The following is a 22665-nucleotide window of genomic DNA, read 5'->3' as shown; positions in this document are numbered from 1 at the left end:
CCTGAGCAGCACGCGTAGCGGGCGTGTCGAAGGGTTAATAATTTCCCACCTGCGTTTTCCGGGATGAAAATTCTTCGTGGCCTTCGTGTGCTTCGTGGTGGAGTGCATTTTTATTCAAGCGATCCGAGTCTGGGGAGAACTGTCAGCGCGTTCTCCGTGGTGATGCGCGCGATCTCCTCCAGCGGCAGGCCGCGCAGCTCCGCGAGCGTTTCGGCGATGCGCGGCAGGTACTCCGGCTTGTTCGGCTCGGTGATTTTGGCTTTGCGCAGCAATTCGTCCGCCTCCTCTCCCGCTTGCGGGAGAGGATTGAGGAGAGGGCTATGCAGGAAGGCGGGCGGGATGTCCGGCGCGTCGGTCTCCAGCACGATGCTCTGCGGCGGCAGGGTTGCAGCGAGTTCGCGCAGGCGCGTGGCGCGTACATGGGTCATCGCGCCGCCGAAGCCGAGCCTGAAGCCGAGCCTGATGAACTCATCCGCCTGCTGGCGGCTGCCGCTGAAGGCATGGACAATACCGCCGCGCACCCTGGCTTGGCGCAGGTGCTTCAGGATCACATCCTGCGCACGGCGGATATGCAGCAGCACCGGCAAATCGAACTCGCGCGCCAGTTTCAATTGCTCGGCGAAGAAGTATTCCTGCCGCACGCGGTCGTGCGGCTCGATGAAGAAATCCAGACCGATCTCGCCGACCGCGACGGTACCGGGTTGCGCCAGATAGTCGCGCAACGCGTTGAGGTCTTGCGGCTGCGCCTCATCTACGTACATCGGGTGGATGCCGTAGGCGGGCGCGCAGGCGGGAAAGCGCTCGCACAGGCCGTGCACCGCCTCGAAGTTGCTGCGCGCAACCGCAGGAATGACCATGCGCGCCACTTCCACAGCCTGCGCGGCTTCCACCAGCGCGGCCTGCGTGTTGTTGAATTCGGCCGCGTCGAGGTGGCAATGTGTGTCAATGAATTGCATCGCCCTCTCCCTAACCCTCTCCCAAAATTGGGAGAGGGAATAATTCCCCTCTCCTGCTTGTCTCGCCACGGTCGCTGCGTAGCAGCGGGACCCTAGTGGGGATGCCCCTTGCGGGTACGGGAGAGGGGGCGGAGGAGAGGGTGTTTTTTGCCATTACATCGTCAGCACGATCTTGCCGGTCATGCCGCCCGCCTCGATCATGCGATGCGCCGTCGCCGCTTGCTCCAGCGGCAGCCTGTGCGACACCAGCACGCCGAGCCTGCCTGCCTCGACGAGCTTCGCCGCCTCCTCGAGGATTTTGCGCTGGCGCACGCGTTCCTCGTGCAGGTTCATCACCTGCGGGGTGAGCATCAGGTCGTAGCACAGCGACAGGTTGCGCAGCCTTGCTTTCTGCGCATCGGCGAGTGACAGCGGGGTGGAGAGCAGGGTGACCAGTTTGCCGCCGATGCGTACGGCATCGAGCGAGCGCAGGAAAGTCTCGCCGCCCACCGTGTCGAATACCACATCCGTGCCCCGGCCATTTGTCCAGTCCAGCGTCTCCTGCACGAAGTCCTGCTCGCGGTACTCGATGATTTTTTCCGCGCCGAGGCCGTGCGCGAGCCCGGCTTTTTTTTCGTCGCCGACCGTCGCGGCGATGTTCGCGCCGAGGTGGTGCGCAAGCTGTACGGCAACATGCCCCACGCCTCCGGCGGCGGCGTGGATCAGCACGGTTTGCCCGGCCTTGAGATTGGCGCGCTCGACGAGCGACTCCCATGCAGTGATGAGCACCAGCGGCAGCGCGGCGCTGTCCTCAAGTGATAGGTTGGCGGGCTTCGTCGCGCAGTATTCCTCGTGCAGCGTGGTGTATTCGGCATAGCAGCCCGGCTCGTCGCCCAGCCCGCCGTTGCAGAAATACACCGCATCTCCGATCTTGAAGCGCGTCACCGCGCTGCCCACTTCCTCGACGATGCCCGCACCGTCGCAGCCAAGGATTGCGGGCAGCTTGTCGGGATAATAGACGGGATTGGCGCGCAGCTTGGTGTCGATGGGATTCACCCCGGCGGCGGCGAGCTTCACGCGCAGGTGGTGCGGCGAGGGAAGTTCGGGTTTGGCGATCTCGCGCAGTTGCAGCACATCGGCATTGCCGGCGGCGGTCATCAGGATGGCTTTCATCGTGGGCATATTTTTGAAATATGGCTTGATGCTTTTCTTCGCGTTCTTCGTGCTCTTCGTGGTTGAAGTTTTAATGCATACCATCCATGCGCTGCGCGAACAGCATCCTGACGAAGCGGTGCGGGTCCTTCATGCCGCGCTCCATCTGTACGGGAGTCGGCGTGTAGTCCTCACGCTCGGCGAAGGTGTAGCGCACGCTGTCCGCCGGGTCGGTCAGACCGCGCTCGATCTGCTCGGGCGTCGGGATATAGTCTTTGCGGTCGGCGAAGCGCGCCCGGACTTCGGGGCTCTCGTCGGTGAGGCCGCGCTCGATCTGCGCCGCGCTCGGCGTGTAATCCTTGCGCTCGGCGAATTCCTTGCGTACGGCGACATCCGCATTCGTGAGGCCGAGTTCGATTTGTTCCGCTGTCAATTTCTGCATGGTCGTGGTTTCGGTAATGGTTAGTGGGTGGCGTGTCCGCGCGGGACGCTATGTTAAACTGAGCGCCTTATTTGCGCATCCTTTCGATGAGGCTGGTTATGTCTGGAAACACCTTCGGCACCTTGTTCACGGTGACTTCGTTCGGCGAATCGCACGGCGCGGCGATCGGCTGCATCGTCGATGGCTGCCCGCCGGGCATGGCCCTGAGCGAAGCAGACATCCAGCCCGACCTCGACCGGCGCAAGCCCGGCACCTCGCGCCATGTCACGCAGCGCCGCGAATCCGACACCGTGGAAATCCTCTCCGGCGTGTTCGAGGGCAGGACCACCGGCACGCCGATCGCGCTGCTGATCCGCAACGAGGACCAGCGCAGCAAGGACTACGGCAGCATCGCCGAGACCTTCCGCCCCGGCCACGCCGACTACACCTACTGGCAAAAATACGGCATCCGTGACTACCGCGGCGGCGGGCGCGCCTCGGCGCGCGAAACCGCGGGGCGCGTCGCGGCGGGCGCGATCGCGAAGAAATGGCTCAAGGAAAAATACGGCGTCACCGTGCGCGGCTACCTCGCTCAGCTCGGCGAGATCGCCGTTCCGTTCAGGAGTTGGGACGACGTGGACCACAACCCGTTCTTCGCGCCCAACGCCGAAGCCGTGCAGTCGCTCGAAGACTACATGGACGCGCTGCGCAAGTCCGGCGACTCCATCGGCGCGAAGCTCGCGGTCGTTGCGCACAATGTCCCGGTCGGGCTCGGCGAGCCGGTGTTCGACCGGCTCGATGCCGAGATCGCCTACGCGCTCATGGGCATCAACGCGGTCAAGGGCGTCGAGATCGGCGCGGGCTTCGCCTGCGTGGCGCAGAAGGGCAGCGAGCACGGCGACGAACTCACACCGAATGGATTCCTGTCGAACAATGCGGGTGGCATTCTCGGTGGCATCTCCACCGGGCAGGACATCGTCGCGCACTATGCGGTGAAGCCGACTTCGAGCATCCGCATCGAGCGCGGCTCCATCGATAAAGGCGGCAAGGCCGTGAAGGTTTCCACCGAAGGGCGGCATGATCCCTGCGTGGGGCTGCGGGCGACGCCGATTGCGGAGGCGATGGTGGCGTTGGTGTTGATGGATCATGCGTTGAGGCAGCGGGGGCAGTGTGGGGATGTGGTTTGCGGGATGCCGAAGATTCGATAAATTTTCTTATGGCGCGTCATTCATCTACCCAAGGGCCACGAAATGTACGAGGAGCGTTTGCTCTCATACGAGAGCTTGAAGAAGAGAATGCGCGCCTTCGGGATGAATTAGAGTTCCTTCGTGGCCACCCTACGATTGCAAAGGGATTAAGAGGGGAATCTTTGATTGCAAGACTTGTTTCTGCCCGTCGTTCCAAGCGAGGTGCTGGGCATGATCTCGAATTATCAGAAAGTGAGCTTTGCTTTGAAGTTAAATACTCATCACTCTTGAGTACGATTGCAGGTCGCCCGATACGGAGGTGGGTGTGGACAAAAATATTCGGCGAGCTTGGTAGAAAACAGTACCACCGTCTACTCCTTATCGGTGATGCTGATCCGAGATTTTCGGCATTCTATGCGGACCCGACTTCTCCTTATGTAATATTTGATCTTTCATATGAGGCGGCCATCAATATTGCGGGTGGAATAAAGCCAGGGCGATCCGGTGCGATCCAACTTACGACAAATCCACTTACTGTCAAATCGCCACGAGCCCTAGCATTGTTCCGGGAATACCAAGTGAGCCCCTCTGAATTCAAGCATCGATATGCCAGCATCGAAACGATATGACTTGCATAAAATATTTAAGGCATCAATAAGTATAGGATGGGTTGAGCGTAGCGATACCCACCAATCAAAACCGCCGGGGGTAGCCCGGCAGCTAGTCACTTTCTTTTGCGTCGCCAAAAGAAAGTAACCCAAGAAAAGGCGACCCCGGTTTGCCGCCGCTGCGCGGTTCCCTCCGTTGCTCAGCCGGTCAGGCCTCCTCATAAACTCGCACGATCCGCTGCGCGGCCACGTGCTCAAACATATTCGTCGGACTACCCCTGACCGGCTTGCGCTACTCGGCGGCGCTCAGGGGATGGAAAACAAAGCGGTCAATGGTTGGCGGGCAAACTGCCCGCCAACCATTGAGTGGTCGCGTGGGACGCGATCTTGTTGATGTAGTCCTGCCCCTCCCGAATACCCAATCCCCCTACCTTTTCATCACAAACAACTTTAGCTTATTTGCGCAATACCTTGCTTTTTAAGGGTATTTGTTTTGCATTAACTTCCCTCGCTAACTCCTTGTCCCATAAAGAAAAAACCTGTTTTTCGGCTTGACTCGCTGGATTTTTTTAAATATAGTGGGCCTAAGTGGTAAAAAGTGGGTAAAAGTGGAGCTAAGGGATGTTTCAGGGAGCGGCGCAACTTAATCTGGACAGCAAGGGCAGGCTCGCGATTCCGGCGCGGCATCGCGATATGCTGCTTGCGCATTGCGCGGGCAAGCTGGTGCTGACTGCCGATGCCGACGGCTGCCTGCTGGTTTATCCGCAGCCCGACTGGCAACCGATCCGCGACAAGCTGCTCAAGCTCTCCGCGCTCAACCCGAAAATCCGCGCGCTGCAGCGCCGCCTGATCGGTTATGCCGAGGAGGTGGAGATGGACGGCGCGGGGCGCGTGCTGATCTCTCCGACCCTGCGCGGCTACGCGGCGCTCGACAAGCGCGTGATGCTGGTCGGCCAGGGCAACAAATTCGAATTGTGGGACGAGGCGAAGTGGCAGGCGCAGCAGGAAGCCGCGCTGTCGTTCATGGAAGGCGAGCTGCCGCCTGAGCTGGAGGGCTTCTCGTTGTGAGTGAGGGCTTAGCCCACACCACAGTATTACTGAATGAAGCTGTCGAGGCACTCGCGATCAGGCCGGACGGCATCTATGTGGACGGAACGTTCGGGCGCGGCGGGCATAGCGCGCGGATACTCGAACGGTTGGGCAGTGAAGGCAGGCTGATCGCGCTGGACAAGGATCCGGCGGCGGTGGCGGTTGGCAAGGCATGGCGCGATGCGCGCTTCCGGATGGTGCATCGCGGTTTCGCGCAGCTCGCGGAAGTGCTGCGCGAAGAGGGTGTGGCGAAGGTGGACGGCATACTGCTGGATCTCGGGGTGTCGTCGCCGCAACTGGACGAGGCGGAGCGCGGTTTCAGTTTCCGCTTCGATGCGCCGCTGGACATGCGCATGGACACCAGCAGCGGGATGACCGCGGCCGAGTGGCTGGCGACGGCGGATGAAGGTTTGCTGACGGAGGTGATACGTGATTACGGCGAAGAACGGTTTGCTAAGCAGATTGCAAGGGCGGTTGTTGCGGCGCGCGCAGTCCAGCCCATCCACACCACGCGGCAGCTCGTCGAGCTGGTTGGCAAAGCGGTACGTACCCGCGAAGCCGGGCAGAACCCGGCAACGCGCACCTTTCAGGCTATACGGATTTATCTCAACGGGGAACTCGAAGAGCTTGAGAGGGTGCTCCCGGAATGTGTGACGCACCTCAAGGCCGGGGGGCGGCTCGCGGTGATCAGTTTCCATTCGCTGGAGGATCGCATCGTGAAGCGCTTCATGCGCGACATGGCGGAGGGCGACAAGCTGCCGCGCGATGTGCCGATCCGCGCGAGCGAAGTGCCGCAGGGGCGGATGCGTCTGGTCGGCAAGGCCGTGCGCGCGGCTGAGGCGGAAGTGAAGGCCAACCCGCGCTCGCGCAGCGCGGTGATGCGCGTGGCGGAGCGCAGCGATGTGGCGTAGCGATGTGATGCAGGGGGGCGCACTGAATGCGCTGCTGCTCGCGGCGGTGGTGGTCTGCGCGCTGAGCGTGGTCACTTCGCAGCACCGCGCGCGCAAGCTGTATGTCGAGCTGCAGAAGCAGAAGGAGCTTGCGCAGCAGATGGACGTTGAGTGGGGACAGTTGCAACTGGAGCAGAGCACCTGGGCCACGCCGGCGCGGGTGGAGAAGATCGCGGCGCGACAGCTGCAGATGCAGTTGCCCGCAAACGGGCAAGTTCAATTTATACGGGTAGAGCCTGACGGCAGAGCAAACCAACAACCATGAATTATGCGGCCAGCGCACATCAAGACATCACGGCAGAACTGCCCGGATGGCGCGCCACCGCGTTATTCGTGGTGCTGCTCGCCGGATTGGCCGGGCTGTTCGGCCGCGGGGTGTACCTGCAGGTCATGCACGACGACTTCCTGCAGGAGAAAGGCAACGCCCGCTACAGCCGCGTGATCGAAGTCGTCGCGCATCGCGGCATGATTACCGACCGCAACGGCGAGCCGCTGGCCGTGAGCACGCCGGTGGAATCGGCCTGGGCCAGCCCGGCGGATGTCGAAGCCGACGGCCGGCAGATCAAACAGCTCGCGCAGGCGCTCGGCATGAACGTCGAAGAAGTGAAAAACCGTCTGTCCGACACCTCGCGCGATTTCGTCTATCTCAAGCGCCACCTGCCTCCCGATCAGGCCGGCAAGGTGGTGAGCCTCAATCTTCCCGGTATTTCATTGCAGCGCGAATACCGCCGCTACTACCCCGCGGGGGAAGAGGCCGCGCAGACGCTGGGCTTCACCGGGCTGGACGATAACGGGCAGGAAGGGCTGGAACTGGCGCTGCAGGAGCGGCTGGCCGGCAAGTCCGGCAGCCAGCGCGTCATCAAGGACAGGCGCGGGCATATCGTCGAGGACGCGGGCAGCCTGCGCGCGCCCAAGCCGGGCAGCGACATCGCGCTGAGCCTGGACAGCAAGGTGCAGCACCTCGCCTACCGCGAGCTGGCCGATGCGGTGAAACAGCACAAGGCCAGGGCCGGCGCGGTGGTGGTGCTCGATGCGAAGAGCGGCGAGGTGCTCGCGCTCGCCAACTATCCCGCCTACAACCCCAACAACCGCAGCAAGGTCGGCAGCCAGGCGATGCGCAACCGCGCCATCGCCGACCTGTTCGAGCCGGGCTCGACGATGAAGCCGTTCACCGTCGCGACCGCGATCGAACAGGGCAAGGTGAAACCGGAAACGGTCATCAGCACCGAGCGCGGCGTGCTGACCGTGGGCAACAAGAAGATACACGACACGCATCCGGAATCGATGCTGACCGTGGCGCAGATCATCCAGAAGTCGAGCAACATCGGCTCGGCGAAGATCGCCCTGTCGATGGAGTCCGCGACGCTGTGGCAGAGCCTATCGGACAGCGGCTTTGGCGCGCAGACCGGCAGCAATTTCCCCGGCGAGGCATCGGGCAGGTTGCGCGACGCGAAAACCTGGCGCCCCATCGAGCAGGCCACCATGTCCTATGGGCACGGCATGTCGGTGAACCTGCTGCAACTCGCGCGCGCCTATACCGTGTTCGCCAGCGACGGCGAACTCAAGCCCATATCGCTGCTCAAACTGGATGCGCCCGCAACCGGGAAAAAAGTGTTTTCCGACGCCACCGCGCGCACGCTGCGCGGCATGCTGGAGCTGGTGGTGCAGCCCGGCGGCACGGCGCCGCTGGCGCAGGTGGTCGGCTACCGCGTCGCGGGCAAGACCGGCACCGCGCACAAGCTGGAAGGCGGTCGCTACATCGACCGCTATGTCGCCTCCTTCGTCGGCTTCGCGCCGGCCTCGAACCCACGCCTCGTCGTGGCGGTGATGATCGACGAGCCGGACAACGGCCAGTATTACGGCGGGCTGGTTGCCGCGCCGGTGTTCAGCAAGGTGACGGGCGCTGCGCTGCATGCGCTCAACGTGCCGAACGATGCGCCGCTCGACAACGTGATCGCGCCGCCGGCGGACGTCGTCAGGGAGGAAGTCTGATGTTTCCCTTTGATCGGTTAAGAGAGCTGAACGTAAAAATCACGCGCCTCGTGACCGACAGCCGCGCGGTGCGGCCGGGCGATACCTTCGTCGCATATCCGGGCGAGAAGGCGGATGGCCGGCAGTTCATCGCGCAGGCGATCGCACAGGGCGCGAATGCGGTAATTTATGAAAAGCTTTTATCCGGGGGGGAGGCGCAGCATTTCGCCTGGAACGACGCCTGGCAGATTCCCAACCTCGCGGTGAGCGACCTGCGGCACAAGGCGGGATGGCTCGCGGACGCGGTGTATGGCGCGCCTTCCGAAAAGCTGTGGCTGGTCGGGGTGACCGGCACCAACGGCAAGACCTCCACCAGCCACTGGATCGCGCATGCGCTGAACGATGTCGGGAAGAAATGCGCGCTGATCGGCACGCTCGGCAACGGCTTCGTCGAAAGTTTGCAACCCAGTGCCAACACCACGCCGGATGCGATCCGCGTGCATGGCCTGCTCGCGGATTATTTGCGCGCCGATGCGCAGGCCGTGGCGATGGAGGTGTCCTCGCACGCGCTGGCGCAGGGGCGGGTGAACGGCGCACGTTTCGACGTGGCGCTGCTGACTAATCTGAGCCGCGACCATCTCGATTATCACGGCGACATGGAAAGCTACGCGGCGAGCAAGCACAAGCTATTCGACTGGGAACAACTGAAATATGCGGTGCTGAATCTCGACGATGCCTTCGGCGCGGAACTGGCCGAGCAATTGCGCGACGGCAGCGCGGAGGTGATCGGCTACGGCATGAGCGATGCCGCCCTGCAACTGGCCGAGCGCCATGGACTGCGCATGGTGTACGGCAACCTTGCCGAGATGAGCGGACAGGGCCTGCGGCTCGATGTGCATACTAGCTGGGGCGGGGCGCAAATAAACAGCAGGCTGGTCGGCCGCTTCAACGCGGCGAATCTGCTCGGGGTGCTTGCGGTGCTGCTGGCGAGCGGCATCGAACTGGACCAGGCAGTGCAGTCCTTGGGCAGGGTGCAGGCGGTGGCCGGGCGCATGCAGCGGGTCGGTGGTGGAGGGCAGCCGACGGTCATCGTGGACTACGCACACACGCCGGATGCGCTGGAAAAGGTGCTGCTGACGCTGCGCGAGGTAGGCGCGTCCTCGGGCGGAAAGCTGATCTGCGTGTTCGGCTGCGGCGGCGACCGCGACCGCGGCAAGCGCGCCATGATGGGGCGGGTCGCCGAGAAGTTTGCCGACCATTGCATCGTCACCAGCGACAACCCGCGCAGCGAGGATCCGCAGCGCATCATCGACGAAATCCTCGGCGGCATGGACATGGGCAAGCACGAGGCCGTCGTCGAGCGCGCCGCGGCCATAGCACGTGCCGTCGGAATGGCGCGGCAACGCGACACCGTGCTGATCGCGGGCAAGGGGCATGAGGACTACCAGGAAATTGCCGGCGTGAAGCATCCGTTCAGCGATGTGGCGGTCGCCGCGGACGCGCTGGAAAGATGGAGGGCGATACCATGATGCTGCTCTCGCAGGCCTCACAGGCGCTCGGTGCGCGCATGATCGGGGAGGATGCGCGCTTTTTTGCCGTGTCCAGCGACTCGCGCAAGATGCAGCCGGGTGATTTGTTCATTGCGTTGCGCGGCGAGCACTTCGACGGCTACGAGTTTGCCGCGACCGCCCTGCAGTCCGGCGCCGTTGCGGTGATGGTCAACGCCGACAGTTACGAAGCGCACCCCCCGCTCCTGAATCCTGAATCCCGAATCCTGATCGTGGAGGATACCCGCCTCGCGCTGGGCCAATTGGCCGCGCACTGGCGCAGGCAGTTCGAAATTCCGCTGGCGGCGGTCACCGGCAGCAACGGCAAGACTACGGTGAAGGAAATGCTCGCAAGCGTTTTGCGCGAAGCGGCGGGCAGCGACAACGCGGTGCTCGCCACCCGGGGCAATCTCAACAACGACATCGGCATGCCGCTGACCCTGCTGCAACTGACCGCGCAGCACCGCTATGCCGTGATCGAGATGGGCATGAACCATCCCGGCGAGATCGATTACCTGACGCATATCGCCTCACCCGATATCGCGCTGATCACCAATGCCAGCGGCGCGCATCTCGCGGGGCTGGGTACGGTGGAGGCGGTGGCGCAGGCCAAGGGTGAAATCCTTGCCGGGCTCAAGCCGCGCGGCACCGCGGTGATCAATGCCGACGACGAGCATGCACCGCTGTGGCGCACGCTCGCCGGCTCGCATCAACTGCTCGAGTTCGGCATCGAGAAGCAGGCCGACGTGGGCGGGCAATGGCAGTCGCGCGGCACGGGCTTGCACCTGGATGCTCACACTCCATCGGGAGACTTCAGCGCCGATTTGCAGGTGCCCGGCGCGCACAACGCGCGCAACGCGCTTGCCGCAACCGCCGCCGCGATCGCGCTCAACGTGCCGCTGGAGGTCATCGCCGCGGGACTGGAAAAGTTCGGCGGCGTGACCGGACGCCTGCAGCGCAAGAACGCGCGGCACGGCGCCACCCTGATCGACGACACCTACAACGCCAACCCCGCCTCGATGCGCGCTGCGATCGGCGTGCTCGCAGAGGCCAGGGGCAAACGCGTGTTCGTGATGGGCGACATGGGCGAGCTGGGCGGGGACGCCGCCATGCTGCATGCCGGGGTCGGCACCGAGGCGCGCAGCGCCGGGATCGAGAAATTCCTTGCGCTGGGCGAGTTGAGCGTCCACGCGGTGCGCGCCTTCGGTTGCGGCGCGGAGCATTTCGAGCGCATCGAGGATTTGCACAAGGCGCTGGAAGACGAGTTGGACGAGGATGTCACCGTGCTGGTGAAAGGGTCGCGCTTCATGAAGATGGAGCGCGTGGTGCAATTCTGCACCGGCGAGGCGAAGGCGGAAGGCTCGAAGGGGCAGGGAGAAGGAAAGAGGGAAAAGGGGAGCTGTGCATCGCCCCTGCCTTCAGGCAATGAGGAGATACGGTAGATGCTGCTCACACTCGCACAATGGCTCGCCCAGGACATCAGGTTCTTCAGCGTGTTCAACTACATCACGCTGCGCGCCGTGCTGGCGGCGATGACCGCGCTGGTCATCTCGTTCATGGTCGGGCCGGCGATGATACGCAAGCTGACCGTCTACAAGATCGGCCAGTCGGTGCGCAGCGACGGGCCGCAGACGCACCTGGTCAAGGCCGGCACGCCGACTATGGGCGGCGCGCTGATCCTCACCTCGATCGCGATCACCACCCTGCTGTGGGGCGACCTGCACAACCACTATGTGTGGGTGGTGCTGCTCACCACACTGGGTTTCGGCGTGATCGGCTGGGTGGACGATTACCGGAAAGTTGTCCATCGCAACCCCAAGGGGCTGTCGGCGAAAGCCAAGATGTTCTGGCAGTCCATCATCGCGCTGGTGGTCGGCGCCTATCTGTGGAATACCGCGAGCCTGCCCGCGCATACCGAGCTCATCGTGCCGTTCCTGAAACTGCTGGTGTTCCCGCTCTCGGCGTTCGCCTTCATCGTGCTGACCTATCTCGTCATCGTCGGCACCAGCAACGCGGTAAACCTCACCGACGGGCTGGACGGCCTGGCCATCATGCCCACCGTGCTGGTGAGCGGCGCGCTCGCGATCTTCGCCTATGTGGCGGGCAATGCGGTGTTCTCCAAATATCTCGGCATTCCCTACATCCCGGGCGCGGGTGAGCTGGCGGTATTCTGCAGCGCGATTGCCGGCGCGGGGCTGGCCTTCCTGTGGTTCAACGCCTATCCCGCCGAAGTGTTCATGGGCGACGTCGGCGCACTGGCGCTCGGCGCGGCGCTTGGCGTCGTGGCGGTGATCGTGCGCCAGGAACTGGTGCTGTTCATCATGGGTGGCGTGTTCGTGGTCGAGGCGGTCTCGGTGATGATCCAGGTCGCCTCGTTCAAGCTCACCGGCAAGCGCGTGTTCCGCATGGCGCCGCTGCATCACCACTATGAATTGAAGGGCTGGAAGGAGACGCAGGTCGTGGTGAGGTTCTGGATCATCACGATGCTGCTGGTGCTGATCGGTCTGGCGACGCTGAAGCTGAGATGACACAACTGAAAGACAAACTGGTGCTGGTGCTCGGTCTCGGTGAGACCGGGCTTTCGCTCGCGCGCTGGCTGAACGCGCAGGGCGCGCATGTGCGCGTCGCCGACAGCCGCGCCCACCCGCCGGGGCTGGACGTATTGCAGCGCGACTGCCCGCAGGCGGAAGTCCGCTGCGGCGCATTCGACGACACCCTGTTCGACGGTATCGACCTGATCGCCATCAGCCCCGGCGTGCCGCTGGCTGATCCTTTCGTGCAGCGCGCCAGCGCGCGCGGAATTCCCGTCGAAGGCGACATCGAGCTTCTGGCGCAGCAGATCATGGATTACGACTTGCGGCTCACGACCAAGGTGATCGCGATCACAGGGTCGAACGGCAAGACCACCGTGACCAGCATGGTGGAGCACCTGTGCAGGGCGGCGGGCAAGGACGCGGTCGCGGCGGGCAACATTTCGCCGGCGGTTCTGGACGTGGTCATGGCGCGCGGCGCGAACCAGCCGGAGATATGGGTGCTGGAGCTGTCGAGCTTCCAGCTCGAGACGACCGCGACGCTGAACGTCGATACGGCGACGGTGCTCAACATCAGCGAAGACCACCTCGATCGCTATGCCGGCATCGACGCATACGCCGCGGCCAAGGCGCGCATTTTTTACGGGCATGGCGTGCAGGTGCTGAACCGCGACGATCCGCGCAGCATGGGTATGGCGCTGCCGGGCCGCGAGGTCGTGACCTTCGGACTGGATGCCCCCTCCAATGCAGACGACTTTGGCATTGAGAAAATGCAGGGCGAAATCTGGCTGATGCAGGGTGATGAGCAGTTGCTCAGGGCGGACGAGTTGCAGGTCGCCGGGCTGCACAACGTTGCCAACGCTCTGGCCGCGCTCGCGCTGTGCTGCGCGATCGGCTTGCCGATGCCGGCGCTGCTCGATGCGCTGCGCGGTTTCCGCGGGCTGCCGCACCGCGTGGAGCGCGTGGCCGAGATCGACGGCGTGTTCTATTACGACGACTCCAAGGGCACCAACGTCGGCGCGACGGTCGCCGCGCTGGAAGGCTTGGGAAGGAAGGTTGTATTGATCGCGGGCGGCGAGGGCAAGGGCCAGAACTTCGCGCCGCTCCGGCCGGCGGTGATGCGGCATGCGCGCGCGGTGGTGCTGATCGGGCGCGATGCGCCGCTGATCGCGGCGGCGCTGGAAGGCTGCGGCGTGCCGCTGCAGCAAGCCGCAAACATGAATGAGGCGGTGCGGCAGGCCGCGCGGCTCGCGCAATCGGGCGACGCGGTGCTGCTCTCGCCGGCCTGCGCGAGCTTCGACATGTTCCGCAACTATGCGCACCGCGCCGAGATATTCGTCGAAGCGGTGCATGAGCTGATCAAGGAGGCCGCATGGTCGCGCTGACATCGGCCAAAGAGATGCAGGCTGCCTCGCGCCGCCCCTACGCGGTCAAGACTCGCACCCGTCCGCCGCAGGCGCAGTACGACGAACTGCTGGTCTGGGTGCTCATCGCGCTGCTCGCGCTCGGGCTGGTGATGGTGTATTCCGCCTCGATCGCGACCGCCGAGGCCGGCAAATTCACCGGCTACCAGCCGGCCTATTATCTGCTGCGGCACGGCGTGTTCATCGCCGCGGGGCTGATCGCGGGGCTGATCGCGTTCCAGGTGCCGGTGCAGCTCTGGCAGAACTATGCGCCCTGGCTGTTCCTGTTCGGCGCGGCGCTGCTGGTGCTGGTGCTGATCCCAGGCATCGGGCGCGAAGTCAACGGCAGCCGCCGCTGGCTGTCGCTGTTCGTCGTCAACCTGCAGCCTTCGGAACTGATGAAGCTGTTTGCCGTGCTGTACGCCGCGAGCTACACCGTGCGCAAGGCGAAGGTGAAGGGCACCTTCGTCAAGGCCTTCGTGCCGATGTTCGCCGTGATGGCGCTGATTGGCAGCCTGCTGCTGCTCGAACCCGATATGGGCGCGTTCGTGGTGATCTGCGCGATCGCACTGGGCACGCTGTGGCTCGGCGGCTTCAGCCTCAAGGTGTTCGCCGGGCTGGTCGTGACCCTGCCGCTCGCGTTTGCCGCGCTGATCCTCTCCTCGCCCTACCGCATGCAGCGCGTCATCGGCTTCATGGACCCGTGGTCCGATCCCTACGGCAAGGGCTACCAGCTCAGCCATGCGCTGATCGCCTTTGGGCGTGGCGAGTGGTTCGGCGTGGGGCTCGGCGGCAGCGTGGAGAAGCTCTTCTATCTGCCGGAGGCGCACACCGACTTCCTGATGGCGGTGATCGCCGAGGAGCTGGGGCTGGCGGGAATCACGGCGGTCATTGCGCTGTTCGCGCTGCTGGTGGTGCGCGCCTTCCAGATCGGCCGCCATGCCGCCTTCCTCGAACGCAATTTCTCCGCGCTGGTCGCGCAGGGCATCGGTGTGTGGCTCGGCGTGCAGGCGATGATCAACATCGGCGTGAACATGGGCGTGCTGCCGACCAAGGGCCTGACCCTTCCCTTCCTGAGCTTCGGCGGCAGCGGCCTCGTGGTGAACTGCGTCGCCGCGGCGGTGCTGTTGCGCGTCGATTACGAAAACAGAAGGGTTGCACGGGGGCTTCCGGTATGAGCGCGATAGTTCACAACCCTTCTGTTTCGGTGAAGGCTAATTTGTGCAAGCAAGTTAAACCCCAGCGGGGCGGCCGGAACCAAAATAGGCGCGTCGCTAGAGGACTGCCAGTATGAGCAAGCGCTCGATTCTCATCATGGCAGGCGGCACCGGCGGGCACATCATGCCGGGGCTGGCGGTCGCCGCCATCCTGCGCTCGCAGGGCTGGCAGGTGACCTGGCTGGGTGCGCCGGGCAGCATGGAGGCCGAACTGGTGCCGAAGCACGGCTACGAGATGGCCTGGGTGCGTTTCTCCGGCCTGCGCGGCAAAGGGCTGCTGCGCAAGCTGATGCTGCCGTTCAATCTGCTCGTCGCGCTGGGGCAGAGCGCGGCGGCGATTTTCCGCCACCGTCCCGACGTGGTGCTGGGTATGGGCGGTTACATCACCTTCCCGGGCGGGGTGATGGCGGCCCTGCTGCGCCGCCCGCTGGTGATCCATGAACAGAATTCCATCGCCGGGCTGAGCAACAAGGTGCTGGCGCGCATCGCGCAGAAGACGCTGAGCGGTTTCCCCGACGTGCTGCCGAAAGCGGTCTGGTGCGGCAACCCGGTGCGCAGCAGCATCGCCGGTTTGCCCGCGCCGCAGGCGCGCTATGCGGCGCGCAGCGGCAGGCTCAACGTGCTGGTGGTGGGCGGCAGCCTCGGGGCGAAGGCGCTCAACGAGGCCATGCCGCGGGCGCTCGCATTGCTGCCGCAAGACGTGCGTCCACATGTGATCCATCAGACCGGCAAGCAACATTTCGAGAGCGTGCAACAGCTGTACCGTGAGGCCGGAGTCGAGGCCGACATTCGATCGTTCCTCGACGACATGGCCGGTAGCTATGCAGATGCCGACCTCGTGATCTGCCGCGCGGGCGCATTGACCGTCGCAGAGCTCGCGGCGGCGGGGGTCGCGAGCATCCTGGTGCCGTTCCCGTTCGCGGTGGACAACCACCAGACGCATAACGCGCGCTTCCTCTCCGACCGCGACGCGGCGATCCTGCTGCCGCAGGCGGAGCTGAGTGCGGAGAAACTGGCGCAACTATTGCAGGAATTGACGCGCGAAAAACTGGCGGTGATGGCGCAGCAGGCGCGCAGCGTAGCCAAGGCGGAGGCTGCGCTGGCCGTGGCGAGAGTGTGTGCGGAACTGGCTGGATAACGGAGAAAAATGAAACATAAAGTCAAACATCTGCACTTCGTCGGCATCGGCGGCTCGGGCATGAACGGCATCGCCGAGGTGCTGCTCAACCTCGGCTTCCAGGTGAGCGGCTCGGACCTCGCCGAGAGTGCGGTGACGCAGCGCCTCAGGCAGCTCGGTGCGGCGGTGCATATCGGCCATGCCGGAGGACATCTCGCCGACGCCGACGCGGTGGTAGTGTCTACCGCAGTCAAGGCGGACAACCCCGAAGTGGTCGCGGCGCGCGACCGGCGTATCCCCGTCGTGCCGCGCGCGGTGATGCTCGCCGAGCTGATGCGCCTGCGCCAGGGCATCGCCGTGGCGGGCACGCACGGCAAGACCACGACCACCTCGCTGGTGACCAGCGTGCTCGCGAAGGGTGGCTATGACCCGACCTTCGTGATCGGCGGGCGGCTCAACAGCAGCGGCGCGAACGCGAGGCTTGGTACCGGCGAGTTCATCGTCGCCGAGGCGGACGAGTCGGATGCTTCGTTCCTCTACCTCACGCCCATCCTTGCGGTGGTCACCAACATCGACGCCGACCACATGGAGACCTACGGGCACGACTTCGAGAAGCTGAAGCAGGCCTTCGTCGATTTCATCGAGCGCCTGCCGTTCTACGGCCGCGCGATGCTGTGCGTGGACGACTCCAACGTGCGCGATATCCTGCCGCGCATCAGCAAGCCGGTCACCACCTATGGCTTCGGCGAGGACGCGCAGATCCGCGCGGTGAACGTGCTCCACCAGGGCGGGCAGATGCGCTTTACCGCCGAGTGCCGCCACAACAGCGTGCCGGTCGACCTCGACGTGACGCTGAACCTCGCAGGCATGCACAACGTGCTGAATGCGCTCGCGGCGATTGCTGTGGCGCTCGAAGTGGGCGTGGCGGAAGATGCCATCGTCGCCGCACTGGCCGAGTTCCAGGGGGTCGGGCGGCGCATGCAGAGGTATGGCGAGATCAAGTTGCCCGGTGGAGGTGCATTCACCCTGATCGACGATTACGGACATCACCCGGTCGAAATGAAGGCGACGCTGGCTGCGGTGCGCGGCGCGTTCCCCGGTAAGCGCCTGGTGCTGGCCTTCCAGCCGCACCGCTACACGCGCACGCGCGACCTGTTCGAGGACTTCGTGAAGGTGCTGTGCAGCGTGGATGCACTGCTGCTGGCGGAGGTATACGCGGCGGGCGAGGCGCCCATTGTCGCGGCGGACGGGCGCGCGCTGATGCATGCGCTGCGCGTCGCGGGGCAGAACGAGGCGGTATTCGTAGAGCAGATAGCCGACATGCCGCAGGCCGTCATGCAGATGGCGAAGGACGGCGACGTGGTGCTCACCATGGGCGCGGGCTCGATCGGCGGCGTGCCTAATCTGGTGAGGCAACTGGCACAGAAATGAACATGAGCGAACCGGCACATTTCACCATCCAGGGCCTGCGCGGGGAACTGCTCCGCGACGAAGACATGAGCCGCCATGTCACCTGGCGCGCGGGAGGCCGCGCCGAGCGCGTCTACCGCCCGGCCGACCTCGCCGACCTGCAGGTCTTCCTGCGTGGCCTGCCGGCGGACGAATCGCTGCTCGCCGTGGGCCTCGGCAGCAACCTGCTGGTGCGCGACGGCGGCCTGCGCGGCACGGTGCTGCTGCTGCACGGTGCGCTGAACGAACTGCGGCTGGAGGGCGCGGACATCGTCTATGCACAGGCCGGCGTGGCGGGCGCGAAGCTCGCGCGCTTCGCCGCATCGAACCAGCTAGGCGGCGCGGAATTCTTCGCGGGCATCCCCGGCACGCTGGGCGGCATGCTTGCGATGAACGCGGGCTGCTACGGCAGCGAGACCTGGCAGAAGGTGCTGCATGTGCAGGTGCTGACCCGCAGCGGGGAGCTTATCGAGCGCGCGCCGCAGGAATACAAAATCGGCTATCGCCATGTGACGCTGCGCGAGACTGGCGAGGAATATTTCGTCGCGACGCGGCTGCAGTTCGAGAAGGGAGACGCCGGCGCCGCGCGCGGGGAGATCAGGGCGCTGATGGAAAAGCGCAACGCGAGCCAGCCACTGAATTTGCCGAATGCGGGGTCGGTGTTCCGCAATCCGCCGGGCGATCACGCAGCGCGTCTGATCGAGCAGTGCGGGCTGAAGGGCAAACGTATCGGTGGCGCAGAGGTGTCGGAGAAGCACGCGAACTTCATCGTGAACGCCGGCGGCGCGACTGCGGCGGACATCGAGAACCTGATCGGCGAGGTGCGCGAAACGGTGCGGCAACAGACCGGCATCGAGCTGCATCCGGAAGTAAGAATTATTGGTGAAACGAAATGAACAAGAATCAATCCTCGACCCTCGATCCTAAATCCTTCGGAAAAGTGGCGGTGCTGTTCGGCGGCAAGTCCGCCGAGCGTGAGGTGTCGCTGAAGAGCGGCGCGGCGGTGCTCGCGGCGCTCAGGCGCAACGGCGTGGATGCACATGCCTTCGACCCGGCGGTGCAGGATTTGCAGGCCTTGCGCGACGAGAGCTACGAGCGCGCCTTCATCGCACTGCACGGGCGCTTCGGTGAGGACGGCACGGTGCAGGGCGCGCTGGAACTGCTGGGCATTCCCTACACCGGCAGCGGCGTGCTCGCTTCCGCGCTGGGCATGGACAAGTGGCGCACCAAGCTGGTGTGGCTGGCGGCCAACCTGCCGGTGCCGAAATACATGCTGCTCGATGCGCACAGCGACTGGAATGCCGTGGTGCAGCAGCTCGGCCTGCCTCTGTTCGTCAAACCGGCCAACGAAGGCTCCAGCGTCGGCATCAGCAAGGTGAAGGCCGTCGGCGAATTGCGCGGCGCCTATCAGGCAGCTGCGAAGCACGACTCCCTGGTGATCGCGGAGAGCTTCATCGGCGGCGGCGAATACACCGTGGCGATCCTCGGCGATGAGGTGCTGCCGGTGATCAAGATCGAGCCGGCCAGTGAGTTCTACGACTACGAGGCGAAATATTTCCGCGACGACACCCGTTACCTGTGTCCGTGCGGGCTGTCCGCGGACAAGGAGGCCGAGATGCAGCGTCTGGCACAGCAGGCCTTCACGCTGATCGGCGGACAAGGCTGGGGACGCGTGGATTTCCTGATGGACGAGGCGGGCCAGCCCTATCTGCTGGAAGTGAACACCTCACCGGGGATGACCGACCACAGCCTGGTGCCGATGGCAGCGCGCCAGGCCGGCATCGGCTTCGAGCAACTGGTGATTCGCGTACTGGAGGGAGCGCATGTGGGATAACGCCGTCCTGCTGAGGAACATTGCCAACGCGCTGCTGGTTTTCAGCGCGCTGGCAGTGTTGTATGGCGCGGCCTATTACGTCGTGCACCTGCCGGGATTGTCACCGCTGAAGAGCGTGCGCCTGGATGCGGCGCCGCAGCGCGTGGATGTGCAGGAAGTGCTGGCGGTGGCACGCAGCGAGGTGCGCGGCAATTTTTTCACCGTGGACATCGAGCACCTGAGGCAGTCGCTGGAAAAACTGACATGGGTGCGCAGCGTCACCATCCGCCGCAAATTTCCCGACCGGCTGGCGGTGCAGCTGGAAGAGCACCAGGCGCTGGCGCGCTGGAACGGCGCAGCGCTGGTGAACACCCACGGCGAGGTGTTCGGCGCGGCGAGCGAGCAGGCGCTGCCGGGCTTCATCGGGCCGGAGGGAGCGTCAGTGGAGGTGGCGCAGCATTACACGCAGTTCAATGCGCAGCTTGCCGCGCTGAACCTGCAGGTGACGCAACTGGCGCTGACGCCGCGCCATGCCTGGCAGTTGCGCCTCTCCAATGGCCTGGTGCTGGAACTGGGTCGCGAAGAGATGCAGCAGCGCCTGGCACGGTTTGTGACGGTATATCCGTACAGCCTGGCGGGGCAGACGATGCGGTATGTGGACATGCGCTATCGCAACGGGTTTGCGGTGGGCGGTATGGTCAGGAGTTGAGGATAGGCAGCGAGGTATAAACGATGAGCAGAAACAAGGAAACCAAGAACCTGGTGGTCGGGCTGGATATCGGTACATCCAAGATCGTGGCCATCGTCGGCGAGGTTAAGCCGGACGGCATGCTGGAGGTGATCGGCATGGGTATGCACGAATCGGATGGCATGAAGAAAGGCATGGTGGTCAACATCGAAGCCACGGTGGGTTCGATTCAGCGCGCGCTGGAAGAGGCCGAGCTGATGGCGGACTGCAAGATCCATGAGGTGCACACCGGCATCGCGGGCAGCCACATCCGCGGAATCAACTCGCGCGGCATGGTGAAGATCAAGGAGAAGGAGGTCGCGCCCGCCGACGTCGAGCGGGTGGTCGAGACCGCGAGCTCGATCAGCCTGCCGGGCGACCAGCAGATCCTGCATATCCTCGAACAGGAGTTCAGCATCGACGGACAGAGCGGCATCAAGAAGCCGCTCGGCATGAGCGGCATGCGCCTCGACGTCGAGGTGCATATCGTCAGCGGTGCGGTCGCGGCGGTGCAGAACATCATGAAGTGTATCCACCGTTGCGGGCTGGAGGTCAACGAGCTGATCCTGCAGCCGCTGGCGTCGAGCAAGGCGGTGCTGGAAGAGGACGAAAAGGAGCTGGGCGTGTGCCTCGTCGACATCGGCGGCGGCACCACCGACATCGCGGTGTTCACCGGCGGCGCGATCCGCCACACCGCGGTGATCCCGATCGCGGGCGACCAGATCACCAACGACATCGCGATGGCGTTGCGTACGCCGACCCAGGATGCCGAGGATATCAAGATCAAGCACGGCTGCGCCTTGCGCCAGCTCGCCGACAACGGTGCGATCGAGGTGCCGGGTGTGGGTGAGCGCGGGCCGCGCTCGCTGTCGCGCCAGACGCTCGCCGAGGTGATCGAGCCGCGCGTCGAGGAGCTCTACCTGCTGGTGCAGCAGGAACTGCGCCGCAGCGGCTTCGAGGACCTGCTCTCATCCGGCATCGTGATCACCGGCGGCAGCAGCGCCATGCAGGGCATGGTCGAGCTGGGCGAGGAAATTTTCCACCTGCCGGTGCGTCTCGGAATTCCGAAGTATGTCGGCGGGCTGTCCGATGTGGTGAAGACGCCGCGCATGGCGACCGGCGTGGGGCTGCTGCTGTATGGCCTGGAGCACTACCAGCGTGACGAAGAGACGCGCAAGCAATCAGGTTCATTGGGGGATGTATTGGGAAAGATGAAATCGTGGTTTCAGGGGAATTTCTAGCGGTTTTCAGGGGTTAGCGGCTCAGGGCCCGGAAGTATATTTGAAGTTATTTTTATAAGGAGGCGACGATGTTCGAACTAATGGAAGCGGAAACACAGGATGCAGTGATCAAGGTGATCGGGGTGGGCGGCTGCGGCGGCAATGCCGTGGACCACATGATCGAACAGGGCGTGCAGGGCGTCGAGTTCATCGCCATCAACACCGATGCGCAGGCGCTCAAGCGCAGCAAGGCGCGCACCCAGCTGCAGATCGGTGCGAACATCACCAAGGGCTTGGGCGCAGGCGCCAAGCCGTCGATCGGGCAGGCAGCGGCCGAGGAAGACCGCGAACGCATCAAGGAGATGATCAGCGGCGCGAACATGGTGTTCATCACCGCCGGCATGGGCGGCGGCACCGGCACCGGCGCCGCGCCGATCGTCGCGCAGATCGCGCGCGAGCTGGATATCCTCACCGTGGCGGTGGTTACCAAGCCGTTCACCTATGAAGGCAACCGCATGCGCTTCGCCAAGGCCGGCATCGAGGCGCTGCACGAGCATGTCGATTCGCTGATCATCGTGCCGAACTCCAAGCTGATGGAAGTGCTGGGCAGCGACGTCACCGTGCCGGAGGCCTTCAAGGCCGCCAACGGCGTGCTGCAGGGCGCGGTGGCGGGCATCGCCGAAGTGATCAACGTGCCGGGGCTGATCAACGTCGACTTCGCCGACGTGCGCACCGTGATGTCGGAAAACGGCATGGCGATGATGGGTTCCGCGATCGCCTCCGGTCCGGACCGCGCACGCACCGCCGCCGAACGCGCGATCGCCAGCCCGCTGCTGGAAGATGTGGACATGTCCGGCGCGCGCGGCGTGCTGGTGAACATTACCTCGTCCAGCAACCTGAAGCTCAAGGAACTGGAAGACGTGATGGAGTGCGTGCAGTTTGCCGCCGAAGAAGCGACCGTGATCGTCGGCTCGGTGTTCGACGAGAACATGGGCGAAGACCTGCGCGTGACCGTCGTGGCAACCGGCCTCGGCGCGCAGATGATGCGCAAGCAGCCCAAGCCGGAAGTGGTTTACCGCAGCGAAGAAACCTACCAGCGCACCGGCACGCACGACGAGCCGATTGCCAGCAGCGGCGTGAATTACACCGAGTTGGATACGCCTGCCGTAATGCGCCGCGGCCGCAGGGAAACCATCGATGCGATGGAGAAATCCGGCATGGATACGCTGGATATCCCGTCCTTCCTGCGCAAGCAGGCGGACTGAGGAGGATTCAGGATTCCGGACTCAGGGGGTGATGCCGCTCCTTGTGCCGGGTATTGCCGTGAT

Annotated in this window: 20 protein-coding genes; 17 read left to right on the top strand and 3 right to left on the bottom strand. The window is 64.2% G+C overall.

From position 1 onward, the window contains the following. Positions 1-110: 110 nt before the first annotated feature. The 3 genes from ACRRNM_RS07415 to ACRRNM_RS07405 all read right to left on the bottom strand — a co-directional run bounded on the left by ACRRNM_RS07415 (position 111) and on the right by ACRRNM_RS07405 (position 2529). On the bottom strand, positions 111-956 hold the full coding sequence (locus ACRRNM_RS07415; protein WP_435627593.1) for a TatD family hydrolase: 846 nt from the start codon (positions 954-956) through the stop codon (positions 111-113). Between the two features lie 153 nt (positions 957-1109). Further along, on the bottom strand, positions 1110-2108 hold the full coding sequence (locus tag ACRRNM_RS07410; RefSeq protein ID WP_435627592.1) for a zinc-dependent alcohol dehydrogenase family protein: 999 nt from the start codon (positions 2106-2108) through the stop codon (positions 1110-1112). 70 nt (positions 2109-2178) lie between these two features. Further along, the gene (locus tag ACRRNM_RS07405) at positions 2179-2529 is read right to left on the bottom strand and encodes a hypothetical protein (RefSeq protein ID WP_435627591.1); all 351 of its coding nucleotides are present in this window, start codon (positions 2527-2529) and stop codon (positions 2179-2181) included. Between the two features lie 98 nt (positions 2530-2627). Here ACRRNM_RS07405 and aroC point away from each other — a divergent pair, with 98 nt between their 5' ends. From aroC to ftsZ, 17 genes are all read left to right on the top strand, one after another. Continuing rightward, positions 2628-3716, top strand: coding sequence for a chorismate synthase (gene aroC, locus ACRRNM_RS07400; protein WP_435627590.1), 1089 nt, complete (start codon positions 2628-2630; stop codon positions 3714-3716). 1208 nt (positions 3717-4924) lie between these two features. After that, a complete protein-coding gene (gene mraZ, locus ACRRNM_RS07395; protein ID WP_435627589.1) occupies positions 4925-5371 on the top strand; it encodes a division/cell wall cluster transcriptional repressor MraZ in 447 nt (148 codons plus the stop codon). Beyond that, the gene (rsmH, locus tag ACRRNM_RS07390) at positions 5368-6303 is read left to right on the top strand and encodes a 16S rRNA (cytosine(1402)-N(4))-methyltransferase RsmH (protein WP_435627588.1); all 936 of its coding nucleotides are present in this window, start codon (positions 5368-5370) and stop codon (positions 6301-6303) included. Before mraZ ends, rsmH begins: the two co-directional genes overlap by 4 nt. Further along, positions 6293-6607: a cell division protein FtsL gene (gene ftsL, locus ACRRNM_RS07385; protein WP_435627587.1), complete on the top strand. Its 315-nt coding sequence runs from the start codon at positions 6293-6295 to the stop codon at positions 6605-6607. The genes rsmH and ftsL overlap by 11 nt, the downstream gene beginning before the upstream one ends. Continuing rightward, positions 6604-8334 carry a peptidoglycan D,D-transpeptidase FtsI family protein gene (locus tag ACRRNM_RS07380; protein WP_435627586.1) on the top strand — a complete coding sequence of 577 codons (1731 nt, stop codon included), beginning with the start codon at positions 6604-6606 and terminating at the stop codon, positions 8332-8334. Before ftsL ends, ACRRNM_RS07380 begins: the two co-directional genes overlap by 4 nt. After that, on the top strand, positions 8334-9842 hold the full coding sequence (locus ACRRNM_RS07375; RefSeq protein ID WP_435627585.1) for a UDP-N-acetylmuramoyl-L-alanyl-D-glutamate--2,6-diaminopimelate ligase: 1509 nt from the start codon (positions 8334-8336) through the stop codon (positions 9840-9842). The genes ACRRNM_RS07380 and ACRRNM_RS07375 overlap by 1 nt, the downstream gene beginning before the upstream one ends. After that, complete coding sequence (locus ACRRNM_RS07370) at positions 9839-11302, top strand: UDP-N-acetylmuramoyl-tripeptide--D-alanyl-D-alanine ligase (protein ID WP_435627584.1); 1464 nt, start codon at positions 9839-9841, stop codon at positions 11300-11302. Before ACRRNM_RS07375 ends, ACRRNM_RS07370 begins: the two co-directional genes overlap by 4 nt. Then, entirely contained in the window at positions 11303-12388 is a 1086-nt protein-coding gene (gene mraY, locus ACRRNM_RS07365; protein WP_435627583.1) for a phospho-N-acetylmuramoyl-pentapeptide-transferase, read from the top strand. It abuts the gene before it with no gap. Then, complete coding sequence (gene murD / locus ACRRNM_RS07360) at positions 12385-13776, top strand: UDP-N-acetylmuramoyl-L-alanine--D-glutamate ligase (RefSeq protein ID WP_435627582.1); 1392 nt, start codon at positions 12385-12387, stop codon at positions 13774-13776. The genes mraY and murD overlap by 4 nt, the downstream gene beginning before the upstream one ends. A 14-nt stretch (positions 13777-13790) precedes the next feature. Further along, positions 13791-14972, top strand: coding sequence for a putative lipid II flippase FtsW (gene ftsW / locus ACRRNM_RS07355; RefSeq protein WP_435628653.1), 1182 nt, complete (start codon positions 13791-13793; stop codon positions 14970-14972). A gap of 112 nt (positions 14973-15084) precedes the next feature. Beyond that, the gene (murG, locus tag ACRRNM_RS07350) at positions 15085-16149 is read left to right on the top strand and encodes an undecaprenyldiphospho-muramoylpentapeptide beta-N-acetylglucosaminyltransferase (RefSeq protein ID WP_435627581.1); all 1065 of its coding nucleotides are present in this window, start codon (positions 15085-15087) and stop codon (positions 16147-16149) included. A 9-nt stretch (positions 16150-16158) separates the two neighbouring features. Continuing rightward, positions 16159-17559 carry a UDP-N-acetylmuramate--L-alanine ligase gene (gene murC / locus ACRRNM_RS07345; RefSeq protein ID WP_435627580.1) on the top strand — a complete coding sequence of 467 codons (1401 nt, stop codon included), beginning with the start codon at positions 16159-16161 and terminating at the stop codon, positions 17557-17559. Further along, a complete protein-coding gene (murB, locus tag ACRRNM_RS07340) occupies positions 17556-18473 on the top strand; it encodes a UDP-N-acetylmuramate dehydrogenase (protein WP_435627579.1) in 918 nt (305 codons plus the stop codon). Before murC ends, murB begins: the two co-directional genes overlap by 4 nt. Next, on the top strand, positions 18470-19411 hold the full coding sequence (locus tag ACRRNM_RS07335) for a D-alanine--D-alanine ligase (RefSeq protein ID WP_435627578.1): 942 nt from the start codon (positions 18470-18472) through the stop codon (positions 19409-19411). The genes murB and ACRRNM_RS07335 overlap by 4 nt, the downstream gene beginning before the upstream one ends. Beyond that, complete coding sequence (locus ACRRNM_RS07330; RefSeq protein WP_435627577.1) at positions 19401-20099, top strand: cell division protein FtsQ/DivIB; 699 nt, start codon at positions 19401-19403, stop codon at positions 20097-20099. The genes ACRRNM_RS07335 and ACRRNM_RS07330 overlap by 11 nt, the downstream gene beginning before the upstream one ends. A 23-nt stretch (positions 20100-20122) precedes the next feature. Next, on the top strand, positions 20123-21358 hold the full coding sequence (ftsA, locus tag ACRRNM_RS07325) for a cell division protein FtsA (RefSeq protein WP_435627576.1): 1236 nt from the start codon (positions 20123-20125) through the stop codon (positions 21356-21358). 68 nt (positions 21359-21426) lie between these two features. After that, the gene (gene ftsZ, locus ACRRNM_RS07320; RefSeq protein WP_435627575.1) at positions 21427-22602 is read left to right on the top strand and encodes a cell division protein FtsZ; all 1176 of its coding nucleotides are present in this window, start codon (positions 21427-21429) and stop codon (positions 22600-22602) included. Positions 22603-22665 lie beyond the last annotated feature (63 nt).

It is taken from the genome of Ferrigenium straubiae (assembly GCF_051257895.1).
Classification (GTDB): Bacteria; Pseudomonadota; Gammaproteobacteria; order Burkholderiales; family Gallionellaceae; genus Gallionella; species Gallionella straubiae.
This window is presented reverse-complemented; position numbering and strand designations above follow the sequence as displayed.

Coding starts and splice junctions, on each gene's coding strand:
- ACRRNM_RS07415 (WP_435627593.1), bottom strand. CDS start 956: ATGCAATTCATTGACACACATTGCCACCTCGACGCGGCCGAATTCAAC.
- ACRRNM_RS07410 (WP_435627592.1), bottom strand. CDS start 2,108: ATGAAAGCCATCCTGATGACCGCCGCCGGCAATGCCGATGTGCTGCAA.
- ACRRNM_RS07405 (WP_435627591.1), bottom strand. CDS start 2,529: ATGCAGAAATTGACAGCGGAACAAATCGAACTCGGCCTCACGAATGCG.
- aroC (WP_435627590.1), top strand. CDS start 2,628: ATGTCTGGAAACACCTTCGGCACCTTGTTCACGGTGACTTCGTTCGGC.
- mraZ (WP_435627589.1), top strand. CDS start 4,925: ATGTTTCAGGGAGCGGCGCAACTTAATCTGGACAGCAAGGGCAGGCTC.
- ftsL (WP_435627587.1), top strand. CDS start 6,293: ATGTGGCGTAGCGATGTGATGCAGGGGGGCGCACTGAATGCGCTGCTG.
- ACRRNM_RS07380 (WP_435627586.1), top strand. CDS start 6,604: ATGAATTATGCGGCCAGCGCACATCAAGACATCACGGCAGAACTGCCC.
- ACRRNM_RS07375 (WP_435627585.1), top strand. CDS start 8,334: ATGTTTCCCTTTGATCGGTTAAGAGAGCTGAACGTAAAAATCACGCGC.
- ACRRNM_RS07370 (WP_435627584.1), top strand. CDS start 9,839: ATGATGCTGCTCTCGCAGGCCTCACAGGCGCTCGGTGCGCGCATGATC.
- mraY (WP_435627583.1), top strand. CDS start 11,303: ATGCTGCTCACACTCGCACAATGGCTCGCCCAGGACATCAGGTTCTTC.
- murD (WP_435627582.1), top strand. CDS start 12,385: ATGACACAACTGAAAGACAAACTGGTGCTGGTGCTCGGTCTCGGTGAG.
- ftsW (WP_435628653.1), top strand. CDS start 13,791: ATGCAGGCTGCCTCGCGCCGCCCCTACGCGGTCAAGACTCGCACCCGT.
- murG (WP_435627581.1), top strand. CDS start 15,085: ATGAGCAAGCGCTCGATTCTCATCATGGCAGGCGGCACCGGCGGGCAC.
- murC (WP_435627580.1), top strand. CDS start 16,159: ATGAAACATAAAGTCAAACATCTGCACTTCGTCGGCATCGGCGGCTCG.
- murB (WP_435627579.1), top strand. CDS start 17,556: ATGAACATGAGCGAACCGGCACATTTCACCATCCAGGGCCTGCGCGGG.
- ACRRNM_RS07335 (WP_435627578.1), top strand. CDS start 18,470: ATGAACAAGAATCAATCCTCGACCCTCGATCCTAAATCCTTCGGAAAA.
- ACRRNM_RS07330 (WP_435627577.1), top strand. CDS start 19,401: ATGTGGGATAACGCCGTCCTGCTGAGGAACATTGCCAACGCGCTGCTG.
- ftsA (WP_435627576.1), top strand. CDS start 20,123: ATGAGCAGAAACAAGGAAACCAAGAACCTGGTGGTCGGGCTGGATATC.
- ftsZ (WP_435627575.1), top strand. CDS start 21,427: ATGTTCGAACTAATGGAAGCGGAAACACAGGATGCAGTGATCAAGGTG.